Here is a 21,209-nt window from a genome sequence, read left to right on the forward strand (position 1 = left end):
TACCATGTCCCATCCCTGGGAATCGTACCAGGCGGTTTATGTGCACATCCCTTTTTGTGTCCATAAATGTGCCTACTGTGATTTTGCTTCGTATCAGATTTACAATGACCATATCATGAACGACTGCGCCCGGCGTCTGGTGGAGGAAATCTCCGCCTGTACGCCGGCTTTGCCGGTTTCGCCCAGGGCTACGGTGTATTTCGGCGGGGGCACCCCCAGTGTGCTGCCTTTGGATGATCTGGCTGCCATTGTTTCCGCCCTGAAGGAACGGGGCTTCTGGCAGCAGCCGGCGGAAGCCACCCTGGAGGCCAATCCGGGGACGGTGGACCTGGAACGGCTCCGGTTTTACCGGTTTTTGGGGTTCGACCGGCTGAGCCTGGGAATCCAGTCCTTCCAGCAGTCTGAACTGGTGTCCATGGGCCGGATCCATACGGCGGAGCAGGCGGAAGAAGCCATTGCCCTGGCCCGGCAGGCCGGGTTCCGGCGGATCAGCGGGGATTTGATCTACGGTTACCCTGGCCAGACAGTGGAATCTGTCCGGGATTCCCTGGAACGGCTGCTGCAAACCGGGGTGGACCATGTGTCCGTCTACGGTCTTACGGTGGAAGAGGGGACCCTTCTGGCCAAACAGATCCGGGAAGGGCAGCTGGCCCTGCCTTCGGAAGAGGAAACCGGTACCATGTACGACCTGCTCATGGAAGAACTGCCCAAAGCCGGGTACCAAAGGTACGAAATCTCCAATTTTGCCCGGCCCGGCCAGGAATCCCGGCACAACCAGGTGTACTGGCACTACGATCCCTATCTGGCCTTCGGCCCTGCTGCCTGCGGGTTCGACGGAAAGAAACGGGAGACCAATCCCTGGAATCTGATGGCCTATCTCCGGGGAGAAGCCCCGGAACAGGAAGAACTGACTCCCACGGAACGGCGGGAAGAGCTGGTGTTCATGAACCTGCGCACCGCCAAGGGACTGTCCCTGGAAGAATTCCGACTGCGGACGGGAGAAGATTTCTTCCATATATATAAAGAAGGGTTCGCCCATTGCCAGAACCGGGGCTGGATCACCCGGGAAGGGGACCGTATCCGCCTTACGGAACAGGGGATGCGGTACGGAAATCTGGCCTTTGAAGAATTTTTGTAAAAAGGCAAATATTTTTAGAGAAAGTATTGACAATTTGACTAAAGAGGTGTATCTTTACACTTAGATGTTAGCACTCCAATTATTAGAGTGCTAACAATCCAGAAGAGAGATGATTACAGTGCTGAGTGACCGCAAGAAAAAAATTCTTCAACTGATCATTGAAGACTATATCGAAACGGCGGAGCCTGTAGGATCTCGCAGCATCGCCAGGAAGTACAATCTGGGGATCAGCCCGGCAACCATCCGGAACGAAATGTCCGACCTGGAACTGCTGGGTTATCTGGAGCAGCCCCATACTTCGGCGGGCCGTGTCCCGTCGGCGGCTGCCTATCGGTACTATGTGGATTCCATTGCCAAACCCGATGCCCTGGCGCCCAACGATGTGGCGCTGATCAACAGCTGGTTCCGGGAACGGGTCCACAGCATCGACGATATCTTCCAGTCCACCGCCAAGATCCTGTCACGGATGAGCAAGAACGTGTCCGTGGTGCTGGCCAACAAGGACAGCGAAAGCGTATTTTCCTATCTCCGCTTCCTGCCCCTGAACGAGCACCAGGCCATCCTGTGCATTGTGGCCAACGACGGGCGGATGGACAACAGTGTGATCCAGATCCCGGCGGGCATGAGCCGCCTGGAAATGGACACCCTGGCCCAGAGAGTCACCAACAAGCTCCATGGGATGAAGCTGAACGATATCACAGACCAGATTCTGAAAGACGTCCGGGATGCCCTGGCTGGGGACAAAGCCCTGTATGCTTCTCTGATCCAGGTGGTCAGACAGATGCGGAGCGGCCAGTCGGAGAACAAGATGTACCTGGGCGGCACCAAACAGCTGCTCAGCCAGCCGGAATTCAAGGATCCGGAACGGATCCGGGAGCTGCTGAGCGTGCTGGAGGAAGAGCAGATGCTGAAAGACATGCTGATGGCCGACAAGGACTCCGGTCTCAAGGTGACCATCGGCAGCGAGAACAAATTTTCCGGCATCCAGGACTGCAGCATGATCCAGGCCACCTACCGTCTCAACGGACAGGTGGTGGGGACCCTGGCGGTCCTGGGACCGACCCGTATGGAATACCGGAAGGTGATTTCCGTCATGGATTACCTTCACAACTACCTGCGGGTGGTCATGAATAAAATGGATGAAAAGTAGGGGAGGACCAATGGAAAAGGACCAGCAGAAGAACCCGGAAACCGTGAAGGCAGAGGGTGCGGAAGCGGCCCAGGCCCAGACTGCGGCGGAAGAAACCGCAGAACAGGCCAAGGCAGCGGAAGCAGCTCAGGCTGACACCAAAGACGAAAAAGCAGCAGAACCCGATCCCAGGGACGAAAAGATCGCCCAGCAGGAACAGCAGATCGCTGACCTGCAGAACCGGCTCCTGCGGCTCCAGGCAGATTTTGACAACTTCCGGAAACGGAACAACGAAGAACGGGAACGTCTGGGCCGGTATGTAACCGGACAGGTGGCCCGGGAATTTTTGAAGGTGCTGGACAATTTCGAACGGGCGGAAGCCAGTCTGGAAACCAGCAAAGACGGAGCGGCCATCCAAAAAGGCATGGAAATGATCCACAAGCAGTTTGAAAAGGCACTCCAGACCCTGCACATCGAAGAAATCCCGGCGGAAGGCAAGCCTTTCGATCCTCAGATCCATGAAGCCGTGATGCAGGGCAGCAACCCGGATCTGCCGGATGAAAGCATCGACCTGGTCCTGGAAAAGGGCTACAAGATCGGTGACGACGTAATCCGTCATTCCAAGGTACGGGTTGTCCGCAACGATTGAAAACAACGTTTTGAACGATTGATAATTCCAGAGTGTACAGGAGGAATTCATTATGTCTAAGATTATTGGTATTGACTTAGGGACCACCAACTCCGTAGTCGCTGTCATGGAAGGCGGCGAACCTACGGTTATTACCACCCAGGAAGGCGGCCGGCTGACTCCTTCCGTGGTTGGCTTTACGAAAAACGGGGAAAGACTGGTAGGCCAGCTGGCCAAACGCCAGGCTGTATCCAACCCGGAACGGACCATCAGCTCCATCAAACGGCACATGGGCACCAAATACACGGTGACCATTGACGGCAAGGATTATACTCCGGAACAGATTTCCGCCATGATCCTGGAAAAGATGAAGGGCGATGCAGAACGGTATCTGGGTGAAAAAGTCACCGAAGCCGTCATCACCGTACCGGCTTACTTCAACGACAGCCAGCGTCAGGCCACCAAGGATGCAGGCCGGATCGCCGGGCTGGATGTAAAACGGATCATCAACGAACCCACGGCTGCAGCTCTGGCTTACGGCATCGATAAATCCGACGACCACACCATCCTGGTTTACGACCTGGGCGGCGGCACCTTCGATGTGTCCATCCTGGAACTGGGCGACGGGGTGTTCGAAGTGAAATCCACCAACGGGGATACCCATCTGGGCGGCGATGACTTCGATAAACGGATCATGGACTGGATGTGCGATGAATTCAAGAAACAGAACGGCATCGACCTGACCGGGGACAAGATGGCCATGCAGCGGATCCGTGAAGCTGCTGAAAAAGCCAAGATCGAACTGTCCAACATGCTGACCACCAATATCAACCTGCCGTTCATTTCCGCAGGCCCCAACGGCCCTGTGCATATGGACCTGGATCTGACCCGGGCCAAATTCGATGAAATGACCAGCGACCTGGTTGACCGGACCCTCGTGTGCGTCAACAAGGCCCTCAGCGATGCCAACATGACCCCGAAAGACATCAACAAGGTCCTGCTGGTAGGCGGCTCTTCCCGTATCCCTGCGGTGCAGGAAGCCATTAAACGGACCATGGGCCAGGAACCGGCTCACGGGGTGAACCCGGATGAATGTGTGGCCATGGGTGCTGCCATCCAGGCCGGTGTACTGGCTGGGGATGTGAAAGACGTCCTGCTGCTGGATGTAACGCCTCTGTCCCTGGGTATTGAAACCATGGGCGGCGTAATGACCAAGATCATTGACCGGAACACCACCATTCCTACTTCCAAGAAACAGATCTTCTCCACGGCCACCGACAACCAGCCCTCTGTGGATATCCACGTACTCCAGGGCGAACGGGAAATGGCTGCGGACAACAAGACCCTGGGCCGTTTTGAACTGTCCGGCATTCCGGCAGCTCCCCGGGGAGTGCCTCAGATCGAAGTGGCCTTCGATATCGATGCCAACGGTATCGTAAACGTAAGCGCCAAGGATCTGGGTACCGGCAAGGAACAGAAGATCACCATTACCTCTTCCGGCAGCCTGAGCAAGGAAGAAGTGGACAAGATGGTGAAGGAAGCCCAGGCCAACGAAGCCGCCGACAAGAAGCGGAAGGAAGCCGTAGAAGCCAAGAACCAGGCAGATACCCTGATCTACCAGGCTGAAAAGACCGTGAAGGACATGAACGGCAAAGGCCATGACGACCTGATCAAGAAGGTCCAGGACGCCATCGCCGCCCTGAAAGAAACCATGAAAGGCGACGATACCGACAAGATCAAAGCCGATACCGAAGCCCTGCAGAAACCTCTGTATGAACTGAGCGCTGAACTGTACAAGCAGAACCAGGGCGCTGCCCAGGGTGCTGCCGGTGCCAATGCCAACACCAACGCCGGTGCAGGCGCCAACGGAGGGACCGAAAGCAAGAAAGCCGACGACGATGTAGTGGATGCGGAAGTCGTTGACGACGACAAGAAATAAGCTTTCCTAGAGGGAGATACGGATGGCAGAGAAGAGAGACTACTATGAAGTGCTGGGCGTTTCCAAAAACGCCACAGCTGATGAGCTGAAAAAGGCCTACCACAAACTGGCCCGGAAGTATCACCCCGACCTGAACAAAGACAATCCGGAAGCAGCGGACAAATTCAAAGAGGCCAACGAAGCCTACAGTGTCCTCAGCGACCCCCAGAAGAGAGCGGCCTATGACCAGTACGGCCATGCTGCTTTCCAGAACGGAGGAGGACCCGGCGCTGGTGCCGGCAACCCCTTCGGCGGCGGGTTCCAGGGCTTTGGGGGTTTCGGCGGCGGAGAAGGCATGGACGACATCTTCAACATGTTCTTTGGAGGTGCCGGACGGGGCGGTTCCAGCCGGCGGGCCGACAATGGTCCCCGGCAGGGGTCCGACCTGCGGATGGACCTGCAGATCACCTTTGAAGAGGCCGCTTTTGGCACGGAAAAGAAGATCCGCCTGAACCGGGAAGAGGAATGTGAAACCTGTCACGGTTCCGGGGCGGCTCCCGGCAGCACGCCGGAAACCTGTCCGGACTGCCATGGTACAGGGGAGATCCGGGTTACCCAGAATTCTCTCTTTGGCCAGGTGGTCAACGTCCGGACCTGTCCCAAATGTCATGGTACCGGGAAGATTGTCACCAATCCCTGCAAGGACTGCCATGGCACAGGCCGGGTGAAGAAGAAACGGATGCTGACGGTGAAGATCCCTGCCGGCGTGGACAATGGTTCCCGCCTGCGGGTGGCCGGCGAAGGGGAAGCCGGGCTCCGGGGCGGACGTCCCGGGGACCTGTACGTATACCTGTACGTGAAGCCCCACAAGTTCTTTGAACGGGACGGCACCACCGTAACCTGCGAAGTGCCCATCAACATCGTCCAGGCTACCCTGGGGGCGGAGATCGAGGTACCCACCCTGTACGGCCAGGTGAAGGTGAAGATCCCGGAAGGGACCCAGCCCAACAAGATCCTGCGTCTCAAAGGGAAAGGGATCGTATCCCTGCGGTCGGGTCAGAAGGGCGATCAGATGGTCCGGATCAAAGTGGTGATCCCTACCGGGCTCAGCGAGGCTCAGAAAGAGGCCCTGCGGAAGTTCGGCGATGCCAGCGGAAGCACCATCAATCCGGAAGAAAAAAGTTTCCTGAACAAAATCAAAGATCTGTTCAAGTAAAGAAAAAAATGGCTGCTGTACGTGTCAATACATGTACAGCAGCCATTTTTTTCATGTATGGACTCTTCTCTGGAATGATAAACCAAATAAAAAACTTAATAAAGACTATGGATATACAAAATATCACGCCGGACAGACCCATCCCCATTCCGGAAGGGAAGGGGACGGTGGACGAACCTTCTATCCGGGAATTCAGAGGGGCGGAAGACCATGACAACGGCGGCCGGAACTGGTACCGGGAAAAGAAATCCATCCCCTTCTTTAAAGTGCTGGACGGTAAGGTGACCAACTACGGCACCTTTGACGTGGAAAGCATGCCGGAGAAGGTAGAAATCACTCCCAGCGGCATGCGGTTGCCGGAACCGGATCAAGAAATGACCCAGCACCGGGAATACACCACCACCCTGACCCTGCCGGGTGGGGAAGGGACCTACCGGCTGGTGTATAACGGAGTTTCCTTCAACATCCACGCTGTGGATGCAGCGGCCTGTCAGCGGTCAATGGTCAATGGTCAGCGGCCGAAGGAAAAAATTTGCAGGCAAATTTTTTTGAAGGAGGACGCAGCCGGAGGCTGCTAACCCACCACCATTGCGCAAGCGCAACGGTCCCCCGCCCTTGCAAAGGGCGGATAAAAACGCGGGGCGCAAGGCCCCTTGTTTTGAAACATAGAACCCGTACAGAAACTTTCTGTTCTGATGTAAAAACGCAATGGGCGTCAGCCCGAGCGTATATCCGCCCTTTGCAAGGGCGGGGGTATCCATGCGCAGCATGGGTGGTGGGTTAGCAGCCCCATGGGCTGCGTTTCCCTTCAGAGGAACCTGCTGCAGCGGGTTCCTTCCACAACGATGAACGATGAACGATGAACAATGCTCCGGAGAGGCGGCCCCGTGATCACCTACCTCCCTAATCACTTACCCACCTAACCACCTAACCACTTACCCACTTTTTCTCCCCCTCACAATATGGTATAATAATACGATATCTGTACAAAGGAGCGTTACATATGGAATCTTGGCTGCAAGTTAGCATAAAAGTCACCCATGAGGCTGTGGAGGCTGTGGCGGATCTGCTCCGGGAGGTGGGGGCCCGGAACGGGGTGGAAATCGAAGACCCTCTGCTGCTGAACCAGCTGCGGGAAAGTGCCACCTGGGAACTGTGCGACATCCCCCATCAGGAAAATACGGAAGTGGTCACTGTTTCCGCCTACTACCCGGAAAACGACCAGCTCCAGCAGAAACTGGATGCCATTGAACAGGGCCTCCAGGCCATCGAAGGCCGGATCGGGAAGTTCCGGTTCGGGCCCACCCTGTTCCGGCAGATCAGCGAAAAGGACTGGGCCAACACTTGGAAGCAGTATTTCCACACCACCAAAGTGGGGAAGAAAATCGTGATCAAACCGTCCTGGGAAACCTACGCCCCCCAGGGGGACGAGAAGGTCATCGCCCTGGATCCGGGAATGGCCTTCGGCACCGGCACCCACGCCACCACCAGCATGTGCATCCAACGGCTGGAAGACCTGGTGACTCCGGACTGTGAAGTCTTCGATGTGGGCACCGGCAGCGGCATCCTGGCCATGGCAGCGGCTTTGTTGGGAGCCAAGACCATCCACGCGGTGGACATCGACGAAAAGGCCGTGGAAGTGGCCAAAGAGAACATTGCCCAGAACGGCCTCAGCAGCCGGATCACCGTAAACCAGGGGAACCTGCTGGACGGCACCCCGGGTCAGGCGGATCTGATCATTGCCAACATCATTGCGGACATCATCATCCTGGTACTGCCGGAAGTGGCGGTGAAGCTGCGGCAGAACGGCCGGTTCCTGGCCAGCGGCATCATCGAGGAACGGCTGCCGGATGTGGAGAAAGCGGCCAGGGAAAACGGCTTCACCTTCCTGGATGTGAAACGGAAGGCGGGCTGGTGTGCCGTGACCATGGGAAAGGAAGGCTGACGTGTACCGGTTCTTTGTACCCCGGGATTTCGGGGAAACCATGTTCATCGACGGCCAGGACGCCCACCACATCACCCATGTGCTGCGGATGAAGCTGGGGGAACAGCTCCAGATCGTAAGCCTGGACCAGGTGGCGGCGGTGATGAAGATCACCGGCTTCGGGGAAAACCGGGTAGACCTGGCTCTGGTGGAAACCCTGGAAAAAAGCCACGAACCTTCGGTGAAAGTGACCCTGATCCAGGGGCTGCCCAAACAGGACAAACTGGAATGGGTGATCCAGAAGGCCATCGAACTGGGGGTCACGGAGATCCGCCCGGCCATCATGGACCATTCGGTGGTGAAGGTGGACCCGGCCAAGGCGGCCAAAAAGCAGGAACGGTGGCAGAAAATCGCCGAAGCGGCGGCCAAGCAGAGCAAACGGGACATCATTCCCCAGGTGGCCCTGCCGGCCAGGTTCCGGGACATTGTGACCCAGTGTCCGGCGGAACTGAAGATCGTGGCCTATGAAGTGGAAGACACCCGGGGGATCCGGGAGGTGCTGGCGGCCCATAAGGAAGCAGCCTCCATCGCCTTTCTGATCGGTCCGGAAGGGGGCATCTCCAAGGACGAATTCGCCCTGACCCAGGAACTGGGCTGGCATTCGGTAAGCCTGGGGCCCCGGATCATGCGGACGGAAACGGCGGCTCTGGCCACCCTTACGGCCATTATGTACGAAACAGGGAATTTGGGAGGATAAGAAAAACACAGCATGAAGAAAATCGCTTTTTATACACTGGGATGCAAGGTGAACCAGTCGGATACCGCATCCATGGAGAAACTGTTCCGGGATGCGGGCTATGAGATCGTGGATTTCGAGGAGCCGGCGGACATCTGTCTCATCAACACCTGCGTGGTGACCAACATGGGCCAGAGCAAGAGCCGGAAGATCATCCACCGGGCGGCCCGGCGGGATCCCAAGCCTCTGATCGTGGTCACCGGCTGCTATCCCCAGACTTCTCCTGACGAAGTGGTCCACATCGACGGGGTGGACCTGATCATTGGGAACCAGGACCGGAGCAAGGTGGTGGAACTGGTCCGGGAACGGCTGGGAGAAAGCCCGGAAGAAGCCCCCATCAACGCGGTCCACGACCTGCCGGTGGGACGGGAATTCGAAGAACTGGATGCGGCAGTGGATGCCAGCCGGAACCGGGCCTTCCTGAAGATCCAGGAAGGGTGCGACCAGTACTGCGCCTACTGCATCATCCCCTACGCCCGGGGCCATCTCCGCTCCCGGTCCCTGGAAAACATCCGGGAAGAAGTGGCCAAGCTGACGGCGGAACAGTACAAGGAAATCGTCCTGATCGGCATCCATCTGGGCTGCTATGGGAAGGAAATCCCCGGGGGACCCCATCTGTCCGACGCGGTGAAGGCGGCTCTTTCTGCACAGCCCCGGGTGCCCCGGCTGCGGCTGGGGAGCCTGGAAAGCGTGGAAGTGGAAGATGCCCTGCTGGAACTGATGGCCCAAGAGCCCCGGCTGTGCGCCCATCTCCATCTGCCCCTCCAGGCAGGCTGCGACAGCACCCTGAAACGGATGCACCGGCCTTATGACACGGCCAAATTCGCCCAGCTGCTGGAGAAGATCCGGAACCTGGTACCCAATGTGGCCATTACCACCGACGTGATCGTGGGCTTCCCCGGCGAAACGGAAGAGGATTTCCAGGCCTCCCTGGACTTTATCCGCCAGTGCCGGTTCAGCAAGATCCATATTTTCCCCTATTCCCAGCGGAAGGGGACCCCGGCGGCGGTGATGCCGGACCAGATCTCCAACCAGGAAAAACAGGACCGGGTCCACCGGCTGGAAGAAGTGGACCGGGAAGGGAACCTGGCTTACCGGCAGGCACAGATCGGCCGGGAAAGCACCGTGCTCTGGGAGCGCCGGAATAAAAAGAACGGCCTGTGGGAAGGGCTCACTCCAGGGTATGTACGGGTGTATGCGGACAGCCCGGAAAACATGAAGGGAAAAATTTCTCCCGTTCGCCTGGAAAAGCTCTTTGAGGACGGGCTGAAGGGTGATATAATATAAGATATTCCATGAACAGGGGGTGAGACTGTGACTGACTGCGTATTCTGCAAAATCGTTTCCGGGGAGATCCCCAGCAAACGGGTTTACGAAGATGACCAGGTGATCGTAATCAACGATCTGAATCCCGGGGCGCCGGTCCATGTGCTGGTGATTCCCAAGGAACATACGGAGAATATCCTCACCGCATCCCCTGAGATCCTGGTCCATGTGAAGAAGGTACTGCCTGAGATCGTAAAGAAACTGGGCATTGCCGAAAAAGGCTTCCGGATTGTGGTGAACACCGGCGTGGAAGGGGGACAGACTGTCCCACACCTCCATTTCCACATTCTGGGCGGCAAGGAACTGGGATGGCCTCCCTGCTGAGAAAAGGCAGATTTTCTGTTGACAGAGACTGCATTTTTACGGTATAATGGCTAGGTGTTAATGTTAAATTACACTTCCCGAAAGAGATCGTGGAGGGAGGGATATAGATGACTGAGATCAGAGTTGGCAAAACCGAATCTTTGGACAGCGCTCTGCGCCGTTTCAAACGGGCTACGCAGAAAGCGGGCGTCCTGTCCGAAGTAAGAAAACGCGAACACTATGAAAAACCCAGCGTAAGACGGAAAAAGAAGTCTGAAGCTGCTAGAAAACGCAAATCCAGATAATCTTCATTGACTTGATTTGATTTGGGGGCGTGGAAGATGTCTTTACGAGAGATTCTGCAAACCGATATGAAACAGGCCATGAAAGACCGGGAAAACGGCAAGCTTCGGCTGGCCGTTTTGCGTATGGTATGGGCTGCCATTCGGAACAAGGAAATTGACGAAAAGACAGAACTGAAGGATGACGCTGTACTGGCTGTCATCATGAAGGAAGTCAAACAGAGAGAAGATACCATCAAAGAGGTCAAGGACGCCAACCGTCCTGATGTGGTGGAGAAAAATCAGCAGGAAATCGAAGTGCTGAAGAAGTATCTGCCCCAGCAGCTGAGCGATGACGAACTGAAGGCCATTGTGGCGGAAGCCATTGAAAAGACCGGAGCCAAATCCATGAAGGATATGGGCAAGGTCATGGGCACCGTCATGGCACGGACCAAAGGCCAGGCAACCGGCCAGCGGGTGAATGCCATGGTAAAGGCTTTGTTGGGCTGAGAAGAGGAGAGGGACTGTTGCTTGCGCAACGGTCCCTTTTTTTATGCTATAATAGTACCAACTCTACACAGAAACACAGGTGATCTTATGGTAAACGAGAAAATGTATGAACTGGGTTCGAAAAAATCCACCATTCGGACTATTTTTGAATACGGCCAGAAACGGGCCAAAGAAGTGGGAGCGGAGAACATCTGCGACTTCAGCCTGGGGAATCCCAATGTGCCGGCCCCTGACTACATCAAGGATGCGGTCATCGACATCATGAACGAACTGCCGCCCCAGGCCATCCACAGCTACACCGTGGCTCCCGGGAAACCGGAAGTCCGGGAAACCCTGGCCCAGGACATCAACCGCCGGTTCGGCACCCATTTCACCGGGGCCAACCTGTTCATGGTAGGGGGCGCTGCTGCGGCCATTACCATCTGCTTCAAGGCACTGGCGGAAGAGGGGGATGAATTCATCGCTTTTGCCCCGTTCTTCCCGGAATACCGGTGCTTTGTGGAATCCACCGGGGCCAGTCTGAAAGTGGTGCCCGCCCGGACGGAAGATTTCCAGATCGACTTCGCTGCCTTTGAAAAACTGGTGACGCCCCACACCAAAGGGGTCATCGTCAACTCTCCCAACAACCCCAGCGGGGTGGTGTATTCGGAAGAGACCATTAGGAACCTGGCAGCGGTGCTGGAAAAGAAGGAGAAGGAATATGGCCATCCCATTTTCATCATCGCCGACGAACCCTACCGGGAAATCGTCTACGGGGATATCCAGGTGCCTTACATCCCTCTGTACTACAAGAATACCCTGGTGTGCTATTCCTACAGCAAATCCTTCTCCCTGCCCGGGGAACGGATCGGGTATATTGTGGTGCCCGGTGAAGTGGCGGATTTTGCCAAAATGTTCGGAGCCATTGCCGGGGCAGCCCGGGTGGAATGCCATGTGAACGCCCCTTCCCTGTGGCAGCTGGTGGTGGCCCGGTGCGCCGGGAAGCCGTCCAATATCGCTCCCTATGAACGGAACGGACAGCTGCTGTACCAGGGGCTGAAAGAAGCCGGGTTCACGGTGCAAAAGCCCCAGGGGGCCTTCTACCTGTTCCCCAAATGCCTGGAAGAGGACGATTACGCCTTCTGCGAACGGGCCAAAAAGTACGACCTGCTCCTGGTGCCGGGTACGGATTTCGGTTGCCCGGGCTATTTCCGGGCCAGCTACTGCATCAGCTATGATACCATTAAAAAGTCCCTGCCTCTGTTCAAGAAACTGGCGGAGGAATATAAATAAAATCGGTTACGCATAACGGACCGGTTTCAGGCGGGTTCCCCGGCGTGGAACCCCTACGGAGCCGATGAACGCAGTCAGGAGCCTGACGGCTTCCACGAACCCGTAGGGGCCGCACGCCGGGCGGCCCGCTTCTGTATGTGAAGAGGAGGGAGCACGGTGAGCGCCCTTTTGATGATCGTTTCTTTCTTTGTGAACTACCTGCTCCTGTCTTTGTGGAGCCCGTTTTTCCTGCTTCTGGCGGCTTTCTTCCTGCCGCCGGAGACCCTCCGGACCCTGGATGCCAGCCCCGGCTGGCAGCAGTGGCTGATGACGGTACTGATTCTGGTGCCGGGGCTTTTGATGCAGCTGCCCTTTTTTCAGCGGGTGATGATTTTCACCAGCGGGTGGAAATCTGCCCAGGACCCTTACCGGCAGGTGCTGGAACAGGCTCTGGAGCCGGTGATCCGCCGGGGCGGACTGGAAGGGGAGACCTTCCATCTGTACGTGAATCCGGAAAAATCCTTCAACGCCTGTGCCCTGGGTGACAACAACATCATCGTCAATGAGCCCATGTTCCAGTATTTCACCGTGGAGGAGCTGTCCGGGATCCTGGCCCACGAAATGGGCCACCTGCAGAAGGGACACACCTGGAAACTGCTGCTGCTCTGGGGCATGTCCACGGCCAACCGGGCCTGTTTCCGGATTTACAGCCTGTTCCTGGCTCTTTTGACGGTGCTCCAGTTCATCCCTGTGCTGGGGTTCATCCTGGTGTTCTTCTGCATCGTGATGAACTTCATCCTCCGGCTGGGGAACTGGCTGCTGGGGTGGCCTCTCACCCTGTTCAACCGGTACTGTTCCCGGCAGGATGAATATGCCGCCGACGCCTACGCCTGTCAGCTGGGCCTGGGGCCGGAACTGTACAGCGGCCTGGCCAAGCTGGACACCATGTACCACAATCCCCAACTGGGATTCTTTGGCAGGATGCTCTCTGATCACCCGGCCACCGATGACCGGTTGGAGCGGATCCGGGAGGAGAGCGGGATGTGAGAGGCAGAAGGGGAAATTTTGCAGGCAAAATTTTTTGAAGGAAAACGCAGCCTTCGGCTGCTAACCCACCACCAGCCGGGCGGCTGGTCCCCCGCCCTTGAAAAGGGCGGATATATGATTGAGCGCCGGGCTGACGCGCTGGTGCTGTGGTGCCTGCTGAACACTGAAGCAGGCACGCTATATGATTGTACGCCGGGCTGACGCGCTGGTGCTGTGGTGTCTGCTGCACACCGAAGCAGTCACGATATATGATTGAGCGCCGGGCTGATGCGCTGGTGCATAAGCAATCGGCCGAAGCTCCGGGCGGCTATCCGCCCTTTGCAAGGGCGGGGGTATCCATGCGCAGCATGGGTGGTGGGTTAGCAGCGTCAGCTGCGTCCTCCTTCATGGCCAGATGGGGCGCATCTGGCTTCCTTCGGCCATTGACAATTGACAATTGACCATTGGCAGCAGGTGCCGTGAAAACGGCACCTGCTTTTTCACAAAAAACCGTTGACATCACCATAAGATAAGTGTTATAATCTAAAAATTTGACTTCTTGCAACATCCGTGCTACAATAAATACAGTTGTTGGTATTGTATCTACTCTGTACGTAAGGAGGTAGCAGAATGTTTGCAGTGGGCGATAAAGTGCTGTACCCCATGCATGGGGCGGCTGTGATAAAGAATGTGGAGCAGAAACAGATTGACGGTCATCCGGTCAACTATTTTGTGCTGAAGATGCTGCTCAGCGATATGAAGGTGCTGATCCCGGAAGTCAATGTGGATAAAATCGGGCTCCGTCCCATTGTGAACAAGGCCATCCTTCCCAAGGTGGAAGACGTGCTGAAGGCTCGGCCGGAAAACAAGATGAAGCGGATCACCTGGAACCGCCGGTACAACATGTACGTGGATAAAATGAAGACCGGGGACATCTTCGAAGTGGCGGACGTGGTCCGGACCCTGGCAGTACAGGAAACGGAAAAGAAGCTGTCCGCCGGGGAACGCAGGCTCCTGACCACCGCCAAGCAGATCCTCCTCAGTGAGTTCATGCTGGTGGAAAGCGTGGATGAAGAAAAAAGTGAAAAATGGCTGGATCAGTTTGTGTGATTTTCTGGCTTGGAAATTTGCCTGCAAATTTCATCATGAGGCCATTGACCATTAACAATTGACCATTGACGGGAGGTGTGAAATAATTTTTCACACCTCCTTTTTTACACTTTATTCCAATTTCTGTTGCAATCTCTTTTCTTTATTTTCGTATTATTGTACAATAAACTTTGAAATGTTGCGCAAGGAGGTGAAACTATGGTTGAGAAAATCATCAAATTTGTCGTTATCCTGGTCTTTGCTGCCCTGGGGGTTTTCCTGATGGAAATCGCCACGCCTCTTCTCAGTGAATTCGTTTCTTCGGATTACCTGAAACTGGGGTTTCTGGGGGTGACGCCTCTGAACCTGATTCTGGGGGTGGTCGGGGCCCTGATCTTTGGGTACATCGGCAAGGCTGCCGCCACGCCCCTGATCCATTCCACCCTCCATTATTCGGAGATCTTGGCATCCTATCTGGCGGATCTGCCCACCGGGGACATTTTTGTCCTGTCCATCGGGGTGATCACCGGACTGGTGGTAGCCACCCTTTTGGGGACGGCCTTTTCCCGTCTGCCCATTGTGGGGCCGTACATCTCCCTGATCTTCAGCATCATGGGGGCCATCATCGGGGCCAAGGTGGCGTTGAACAAACGTGAGGATATCCTTTTATTCTTTAACCGAGTCTGGTTTGCCCGGAACAAGGACAATGCCCGGAAAGCCAGTGCCCGTAATGCTTCCCGCACTTATAAACTGTTGGATACCAGCGTTCTGATCGACGGCCGCATCCTGGATGTGATCCGGCTGGGGTTCCTGGAAGGGATCATCGTGATCCCCAAATTCGTCCTGGAAGAGCTCCAGAAGATCGCCGATTCCGGGGATACCCTGAAACGGAACCGGGGCCGGAGAGGGCTGGACATTGTCCGGGCCATCCAGGGGGACAAAAACGCGGTGGTGGAAATCGCCGACAAGGATTATGACGACATTACGGAAGTGGATACCAAGTTGGTCCGTCTGGCCAAAGAGCGGGGCGGCATGGTGGCCACCAATGACTTCAACCTGAGCAAGGTGGCGGAGATCCAGGGGGTCCGGGTGCTGAACATCAACGACCTGGCCAATGCCCTGAAGCAGTCCGTACTGCCGGGAGAAGAACTCCAGATCTATCTGGCCAAGGAAGGCAAGGAACCGGGCCAGGCCATCGGCTACCTGGATGACGGTACCATGGTGGTGGTGGAAGGGGGCAAGCGCTGTGTGAACTTCACCGTACCGGTGACGGTCACCTCCGTGCTCCAGACTTCTGCCGGACGGATGATCTTTGCCAAACTGAAATAAGATAAGGAATGATGGGATGGAAAAGGAATTGGTTTGCATCATTGCCGCCGCAGGTATGGGAAAACGGCTGGGTTTGGGGTATAATAAAAATTATGCCTCTGTCCGGGGAATCCCCATCCTGGTCCGGAACCTGCATCAGCTGAGCCAGGTGCCCGGCCTGACCCTGGCCCTGGTCACTGTGGCCAAAGGGGAAGAAACGGGAGCCCGGCAGCTGCTCCAGGAGTGGCAGGACCGGCAGTTCCCCGGCCTTGCCTGGCAGGTGGTCACCGGCGGGAAAGAGCGGCAGGATTCCGTGGCCCATGCCCTGGCGGCTCTGCCTGAGGATGCCTCCTGGGTGGCGGTCCACGACGGGGCCCGTCCCTTTGCCGGGCCGGAACTGTTCCAGCGGGTGTGGGACAAAGCCCGGGAAACCGGGGCAGCCATTGCTGCAGTGCCCTGCAAGGATACCATCAAAGTGGATGACTGCGCCGGTTCTGTGGACCACACCCTGGACCGGAGCCGTCTCTGGGCGGTCCAGACTCCTCAGATCTTCCGGCCGGAGCTGCTCCGGGAAGGATTTGCCCTGGCCCGGGAACGCCGGCTGGATGTGACCGACGATGCCAGCCTGGTGGAAGCCCTGGGCGGTCAGGTGGCCCTCATCATGGGGGACTATGACAACCGGAAGATCACTACGCCGGAAGACCTGGCCTGGGCTCAGGATCTGGCAGAACGCAGGGAGGGAAAGCCTATGGAATTCCGGATCGGATCCGGGTATGACGTGCACCGGCTGGTGGAAGGCCGGCCTCTGATCCTCTGCGGGGTCACTGTGCCCTGGGATAAAGGACTGGACGGCCATTCTGACGCGGATGTGGCTCTCCATGCCCTGATGGACGCCCTGCTGGGGGCGGCGGGCCTGGGAGACATCGGCCGGCTGTTCCCGGATACGGACGACGCCTATCTGGGGGCGGACAGCCGGAAACTGCTGGCGGCGGTGCTGGAGAAGCTCCGGGCAGCCGGCTGGCAGGTGAACAACGTGGATGTGACCATCATCGCCCAGCGTCCCAAGCTGGCTCCCTATGAGCCGGCCATGCTGGAGAATCTCATCGCGGACCTGGGGCTGCCCCGGGACGCGGTGAACGTAAAGGCCACCACCACGGAAAAACTGGGCTTTACAGGCCGGGGAGAAGGCATTGCTGCCGAAGCCGTGGCCAGTCTTACAAGATAAAAAACCTTTGGGAGGAAGATACAATGGAAAAGAAACTGAAAGTACGTTTTGCACCCAGCCCTACCGGGCCGTTCCACATCGGGGGCGCCCGGTCTGCGCTGTTCAACTGGCTGCTGGCCCGGAAGGAAAACGGGGTCATGCTGCTGCGGATCGAAGACACCGACCAGGACCGGTCCAAACCGGAATGGGAAGCCAACATCAAAGCGGCCCTGAAATGGCTGGGCATCGACTGGGATGAAGGGGTGGATGTGGGAGGCCCCAACGGCCCCTACCGGCAGATGGAACGGCTGGACATCTACAAGAAATACACCGACAAGCTGCTGGCAGAAGGCAAGGCTTATTACTGCTACTGCACTCCGGAAGAACTGGAAGCGGAACGGGAAGCCCTGACCGCCCAGGGGAAGACGCCCCGGTACATGGGAAAATGCCGGAACCTGACTCCGGAGCAGCGGGCCGCCTACGAAGCGGAAGGCCGGAAACCCACCATCCGGTTCCGGGTGCCGGAAGACCAGGATATTGTGGTCCACGATGAAGTCCGTGGGGATGTGCATTTCGATTCCAACGGCATCGGGGACTTTGTCATCGTGAAAAGCGACGGGATCCCCACCTACAACTACGCCGTGGTCATCGACGACGCCCTGATGGGGGTCAACTGTGTGATCCGGGCGGAAGAACATCTGTCCAACACGCCCCGGCAGCTGCTGCTGTACGATGCCCTGGGATTCGAAAAACCCACTTTCGGCCATATTTCCCTGATCCTGGGACCGGACCACAAGAAGATGAGCAAACGGCATGGGGCCACCTCCGTGGACCAGTACCGGCAGATGGGCTACCTGCCTGACGCCATTGTGAACTTCCTGGCTCTCCTGGGCTGGGCTCCCAATTCCGACCAGGAAATCTTCTCCCGGGAAGAACTGATCCAGCAGTTCTCTCTGGACCATGTGGCCAAGAACCCGGCGGTATTCGACATCAAGAAACTGAACTGGCTGAACGCCCACTACATGCGCCAGCTGTCCGACGAAGACTATGTGGCTTTTGCCGTACCCTTCATGAAGGAAGCCGGGTACATGACCGGGGAAGAAACCGGGGACAAGCTGGAATGGCTGAAGAAAGTCATCCTGACCGCCCGGGACCAGGCGGAATTCGGGAAGGAAATCCCGGAAAAAGTGGCCTTGTACTTCACTGATGAATTCGATTTTGAAACCCCTGAAGCAGAAGCCGTACTGAAGGAAGAAACGGTGCCCCAGGTAATGGGCCTGTTCCTGGACAAACTGGCGGCTGCAGAAAATCTGGACCATGCCAGCACCAAGGCCCTGTTCAAAGCCGTCCAGAAGGAAACCAAACTGGGGGGCAAGAAAGTGTTCATGCCCGTACGGGTGGCCCTCACCGGCAACCAGCACGGACCGGAACTGGCGGAAATGATTCCCCTCCTGGGCAAAGACCGTGCGGCCGCCCGGATCCGGGGCAGCCTGGCCAAAGCCGGCGTGAACCTGTAAGGAAAGGAGCTTTCTATGAGCATCCGTGTATATAATGACATGACCCGGCAGAAAGAGGAGTTCGTGCCTCTCCATCCCGGGAAGGTGGGGATCTATGTGTGCGGGGTCACTCCCTACAACCATCCCCATATCGGCAATGCCCGGCCCTTTGTGGTGTGGGACACCATCCGCCGGTTTTTGGACCATGAAGGGTACGATGTGACCTATGTCCAGAACTTCACCGACGTGGACGACAAGATCATCCGGGCCGCCAACGAGGAAGGGGTCACCTGGGACGTGATCGCCAACCGGTACATCAAAGCCTATTTCGAAGTGATGGACAAGCTCCATGTGAAGCGGGCCCATATCTATCCCCGGGTTTCCGAACACATCCCTGACATCATCCACACGGTCCAGCAGCTGATCGACCATGGCTACGGCTATGTGGTGGACGGGGACGTGTACTACCGGGTGGAAAAGTTCGCCCATTACGGGGAACTGTCCGGCCGGAAGCTGGATGACATGATGGCCGGCGCCCGGGTGGACGTGGACGAACGGAAAGAGAACCCCATGGATTTCGCCCTGTGGAAATCCGCCAAACCGGGAGAACCCTCCTGGGACAGCCCCTGGGGCAAAGGCCGGCCGGGCTGGCACATTGAATGCTCCACCATGAGCACCAAGTACCTGGGCAACACCCTGGACTTCCATGGGGGCGGCAGCGACCTGATCTTCCCTCACCACGAAAATGAAATTGCCCAGAGTGAAGGAGCCACCGGGGTCCATCCCTTCGTCCGGTACTGGGTCCACAACGGATTCATCACCATCAACGAAGAAAAGATGTCCAAATCCCTGGGCAACTTCAAGACCGTGTATGATCTGCTGAAAGAATACGAACCGGAAACCATCCGGTATTTCATCCTGAACACCCACTACCGGAGCCCTCTGGACTTCAGCCAGGAACGGCTGGCGGAAGCGGGACGGAGCCTAGAACGGCTGCGCACGGCCCAGAACAACCTGCGGGAGATCCAGCAGGTGATCACCGTGGGACCGGATGCGGAAAGCCTGGCTCTCCGGGACAAAGTGGCGGAACTGCGCCAGGGGTTCTTCGACGCCATGAGCGACGATTTCAACACTTCTCTGGCCATCAGCTATCTGTTCGCCCTGGCCAAGGAAATCAACGTGTACCACAACGCCATCCTCAGCGGCGCCAGGAAGCCTGACGGCAAACTGGTGGAACAGATGGACAAGGCCTGGAAGGAAATGACCGGGGTCATCGGGATCCTGGAAAGTGAACCGGCCGCCAACAGCGAAGGGGGCGCGGTGAGCAACGAGGAAGCGGAAATCGCCGCCAAGATCGAAGAACGGCAGGCTGCCCGGAAAGCCCGGGATTTTGCCAAAGCCGATGCCATCCGTGACGAACTGGCCGCCAAGGGGATCATCCTGGAAGACACGCCCCAGGGCGTACGGTGGAAGAGAAAGTGAGATACGAACAGTATCAGCGGCTCCTGGACCATGTGCTGCATACCTGCGGTACCCCGCAGACCCTGCCGGAACCCCGGCTGATCCACCCGGTGGAACTGGCCTATATCGGGGATGCGGTGTTTTCCCTGTATGTGAGGATGCGGCTGCTGCCTGTAAGCAGCCATGTGCAGGTGCTCCACGACCTGGCCAGCCGGATGGTATCCGCGGTGATGCAGGCCAAAGCCATGGATGACATGGAAGAAGCCGGGATCCTGACGGAAGAGGAAGCCCAGATCGCCCGGCGGGGCCGGAACACCAAAAGCACGGTGCCCAAAAGTGCCAGTGTCCGGGAATACCGCCAGGGCACGGCTTTCGAGGCCCTGATGGGCTACCTGTACCTGACGGACCGGAAGGACCGGCTCCAGGAACTGATGGACCGGTCCTTTGAGCTGATCCGCCGGGCCATGGAGGACGAAAGGAAACAGAAAAAGAAATGATGCATGTAAAACTGCTCCGCTATACTCCCGAACCGGACCGGACCGTGGCCATGAGCGCCCGGCTCTGCTATTCTCCCATCGGGGCAGCGGAACTGGAAACCAAGATGACCGACCAGGAAGTGGCCAGCCTGGTGCGCCGGCTGGGCCAGATGGGGCACACCTCCACCTTTGAGCATGTAAGCTTCACCTTTGCCATCGAAGGGGTGTCCCGGGTGCTGACCCATCAGCTGGTGCGCCACCGGATCGCTTCCTACAGCCAGCAGAGCCAGCGGTATGTGAAGGAACACGATTTCGAGACCATCCTGCCGCCTACCCTGGCAGCCCGGCCGGAATGCAAGAAGGAATTTGAGGACCTGTGCAGCCGGATCCAGGACCTGTACAACAAATGGACGGAGGCAGGGGTGCCTGCGGAAGATGCCCGGTACATCCTGCCCAACGCGGCGGAAACCAAGATCGTGGTCACCATGAACGCCCGGAGCCTGCTCCATTTCTTCCAGCTCCGGTGCTGCGCCAGGGCCCAGTGGGAGATCCGGGCCCTGGCCTGGGAAATGCTCCGGCAGGTGAAGGAAGTGGCTCCCATCCTCTTTGAGAAGGCCGGCCCCACCTGCGACAGCGACCGGATCTGCCACGAAGGGAAAATGAGCTGCGGCCGGCTGGAAAAACTCCTGGCCCAGGACGCCGCCAAAGCTGCTGAAAAGAAGGCGTAAC

At 57.3% G+C, this 21,209-nt stretch carries 22 protein-coding genes; all 22 read left to right on the top strand.

Features of this window, described 5'->3' with window-relative positions; all coding sequences use genetic code 11:
• The first annotated feature begins 4 nt into the window (after positions 1-4).
• Positions 5-1,138, top strand: a complete 1,134-nt coding sequence (hemW, locus tag ACTQY5_RS08765; protein ID WP_022487528.1) for a radical SAM family heme chaperone HemW — start codon at positions 5-7, stop codon at positions 1,136-1,138.
• A 109-nt stretch (positions 1,139-1,247) separates the two neighbouring features.
• Positions 1,248-2,288, top strand: a complete 1,041-nt coding sequence (gene hrcA / locus ACTQY5_RS08770) for a heat-inducible transcriptional repressor HrcA (RefSeq protein ID WP_012938084.1) — start codon at positions 1,248-1,250, stop codon at positions 2,286-2,288.
• Between the two features lie 10 nt (positions 2,289-2,298).
• Positions 2,299-2,916 (top strand): nucleotide exchange factor GrpE, encoded by a 618-nt coding sequence (gene grpE / locus ACTQY5_RS08775; protein WP_022487527.1) that lies wholly within the window; start codon positions 2,299-2,301, stop codon positions 2,914-2,916.
• A 52-nt stretch (positions 2,917-2,968) separates the two neighbouring features.
• Positions 2,969-4,834 (top strand): molecular chaperone DnaK, encoded by a 1,866-nt coding sequence (gene dnaK / locus ACTQY5_RS08780; protein WP_441369081.1) that lies wholly within the window; start codon positions 2,969-2,971, stop codon positions 4,832-4,834.
• Between the two features lie 22 nt (positions 4,835-4,856).
• Positions 4,857-6,029, top strand: coding sequence for a molecular chaperone DnaJ (dnaJ, locus tag ACTQY5_RS08785; RefSeq protein WP_154487902.1), 1,173 nt, complete (start codon positions 4,857-4,859; stop codon positions 6,027-6,029).
• Between the two features lie 107 nt (positions 6,030-6,136).
• Positions 6,137-6,607 (top strand): hypothetical protein, encoded by a 471-nt coding sequence (locus ACTQY5_RS08790; RefSeq protein WP_441369082.1) that lies wholly within the window; start codon positions 6,137-6,139, stop codon positions 6,605-6,607.
• A 425-nt stretch (positions 6,608-7,032) separates the two neighbouring features.
• The gene (prmA, locus tag ACTQY5_RS08795; RefSeq protein ID WP_441369083.1) at positions 7,033-7,974 is read left to right on the top strand and encodes a 50S ribosomal protein L11 methyltransferase; all 942 of its coding nucleotides are present in this window, start codon (positions 7,033-7,035) and stop codon (positions 7,972-7,974) included.
• 1 nt (position 7,975) lies between these two features.
• Positions 7,976-8,710, top strand: coding sequence for a 16S rRNA (uracil(1498)-N(3))-methyltransferase (locus ACTQY5_RS08800; protein WP_022487447.1), 735 nt, complete (start codon positions 7,976-7,978; stop codon positions 8,708-8,710).
• Between the two features lie 12 nt (positions 8,711-8,722).
• Positions 8,723-10,036: a tRNA (N(6)-L-threonylcarbamoyladenosine(37)-C(2))-methylthiotransferase MtaB gene (gene mtaB / locus ACTQY5_RS08805; RefSeq protein ID WP_441369084.1), complete on the top strand. Its 1,314-nt coding sequence runs from the start codon at positions 8,723-8,725 to the stop codon at positions 10,034-10,036.
• A gap of 27 nt (positions 10,037-10,063) precedes the next feature.
• The gene (locus ACTQY5_RS08810) at positions 10,064-10,399 is read left to right on the top strand and encodes a histidine triad nucleotide-binding protein (protein WP_022487445.1); all 336 of its coding nucleotides are present in this window, start codon (positions 10,064-10,066) and stop codon (positions 10,397-10,399) included.
• Positions 10,400-10,506: 107 nt separating this feature from the next.
• Positions 10,507-10,683 carry a 30S ribosomal protein S21 gene (rpsU, locus tag ACTQY5_RS08815; RefSeq protein ID WP_012938095.1) on the top strand — a complete coding sequence of 59 codons (177 nt, stop codon included), beginning with the start codon at positions 10,507-10,509 and terminating at the stop codon, positions 10,681-10,683.
• 36 nt (positions 10,684-10,719) lie between these two features.
• Positions 10,720-11,169 (top strand): GatB/YqeY domain-containing protein, encoded by a 450-nt coding sequence (locus tag ACTQY5_RS08820; RefSeq protein WP_022487444.1) that lies wholly within the window; start codon positions 10,720-10,722, stop codon positions 11,167-11,169.
• Positions 11,170-11,256: 87 nt separating this feature from the next.
• The gene (locus ACTQY5_RS08825; RefSeq protein WP_441369085.1) at positions 11,257-12,441 is read left to right on the top strand and encodes a pyridoxal phosphate-dependent aminotransferase; all 1,185 of its coding nucleotides are present in this window, start codon (positions 11,257-11,259) and stop codon (positions 12,439-12,441) included.
• Between the two features lie 156 nt (positions 12,442-12,597).
• Positions 12,598-13,467, top strand: a complete 870-nt coding sequence (locus tag ACTQY5_RS08830; RefSeq protein ID WP_441369086.1) for a M48 family metalloprotease — start codon at positions 12,598-12,600, stop codon at positions 13,465-13,467.
• Positions 13,468-13,485: 18 nt separating this feature from the next.
• A complete protein-coding gene (locus ACTQY5_RS08835; RefSeq protein WP_441369087.1) occupies positions 13,486-13,668 on the top strand; it encodes a hypothetical protein in 183 nt (60 codons plus the stop codon).
• A gap of 408 nt (positions 13,669-14,076) precedes the next feature.
• On the top strand, positions 14,077-14,556 hold the full coding sequence (locus tag ACTQY5_RS08840; protein WP_154487897.1) for a CarD family transcriptional regulator: 480 nt from the start codon (positions 14,077-14,079) through the stop codon (positions 14,554-14,556).
• Positions 14,557-14,754: 198 nt separating this feature from the next.
• Positions 14,755-15,864 (top strand): PIN/TRAM domain-containing protein, encoded by a 1,110-nt coding sequence (locus ACTQY5_RS08845; protein ID WP_154487896.1) that lies wholly within the window; start codon positions 14,755-14,757, stop codon positions 15,862-15,864.
• A 16-nt stretch (positions 15,865-15,880) separates the two neighbouring features.
• On the top strand, positions 15,881-17,068 hold the full coding sequence (gene ispD / locus ACTQY5_RS08850) for a 2-C-methyl-D-erythritol 4-phosphate cytidylyltransferase (protein ID WP_022487006.1): 1,188 nt from the start codon (positions 15,881-15,883) through the stop codon (positions 17,066-17,068).
• 23 nt (positions 17,069-17,091) lie between these two features.
• Entirely contained in the window at positions 17,092-18,564 is a 1,473-nt protein-coding gene (gene gltX, locus ACTQY5_RS08855) for a glutamate--tRNA ligase (protein ID WP_308664094.1), read from the top strand.
• Between the two features lie 15 nt (positions 18,565-18,579).
• Positions 18,580-20,025, top strand: a complete 1,446-nt coding sequence (gene cysS / locus ACTQY5_RS08860) for a cysteine--tRNA ligase (RefSeq protein WP_279127501.1) — start codon at positions 18,580-18,582, stop codon at positions 20,023-20,025.
• Entirely contained in the window at positions 20,022-20,501 is a 480-nt protein-coding gene (locus ACTQY5_RS08865; RefSeq protein ID WP_302575001.1) for a Mini-ribonuclease 3, read from the top strand. The genes cysS and ACTQY5_RS08865 overlap by 4 nt, the downstream gene beginning before the upstream one ends.
• Positions 20,501-21,208, top strand: coding sequence for an FAD-dependent thymidylate synthase (gene thyX / locus ACTQY5_RS08870; RefSeq protein ID WP_374047528.1), 708 nt, complete (start codon positions 20,501-20,503; stop codon positions 21,206-21,208). The genes ACTQY5_RS08865 and thyX overlap by 1 nt, the downstream gene beginning before the upstream one ends.
• Position 21,209: the final 1 nt, after the last annotated feature.

The organism is Acidaminococcus sp. HCP3S3_H5 (genome assembly GCF_052122235.1).
GTDB lineage: Bacteria > Bacillota > Negativicutes > Acidaminococcales > Acidaminococcaceae > Acidaminococcus.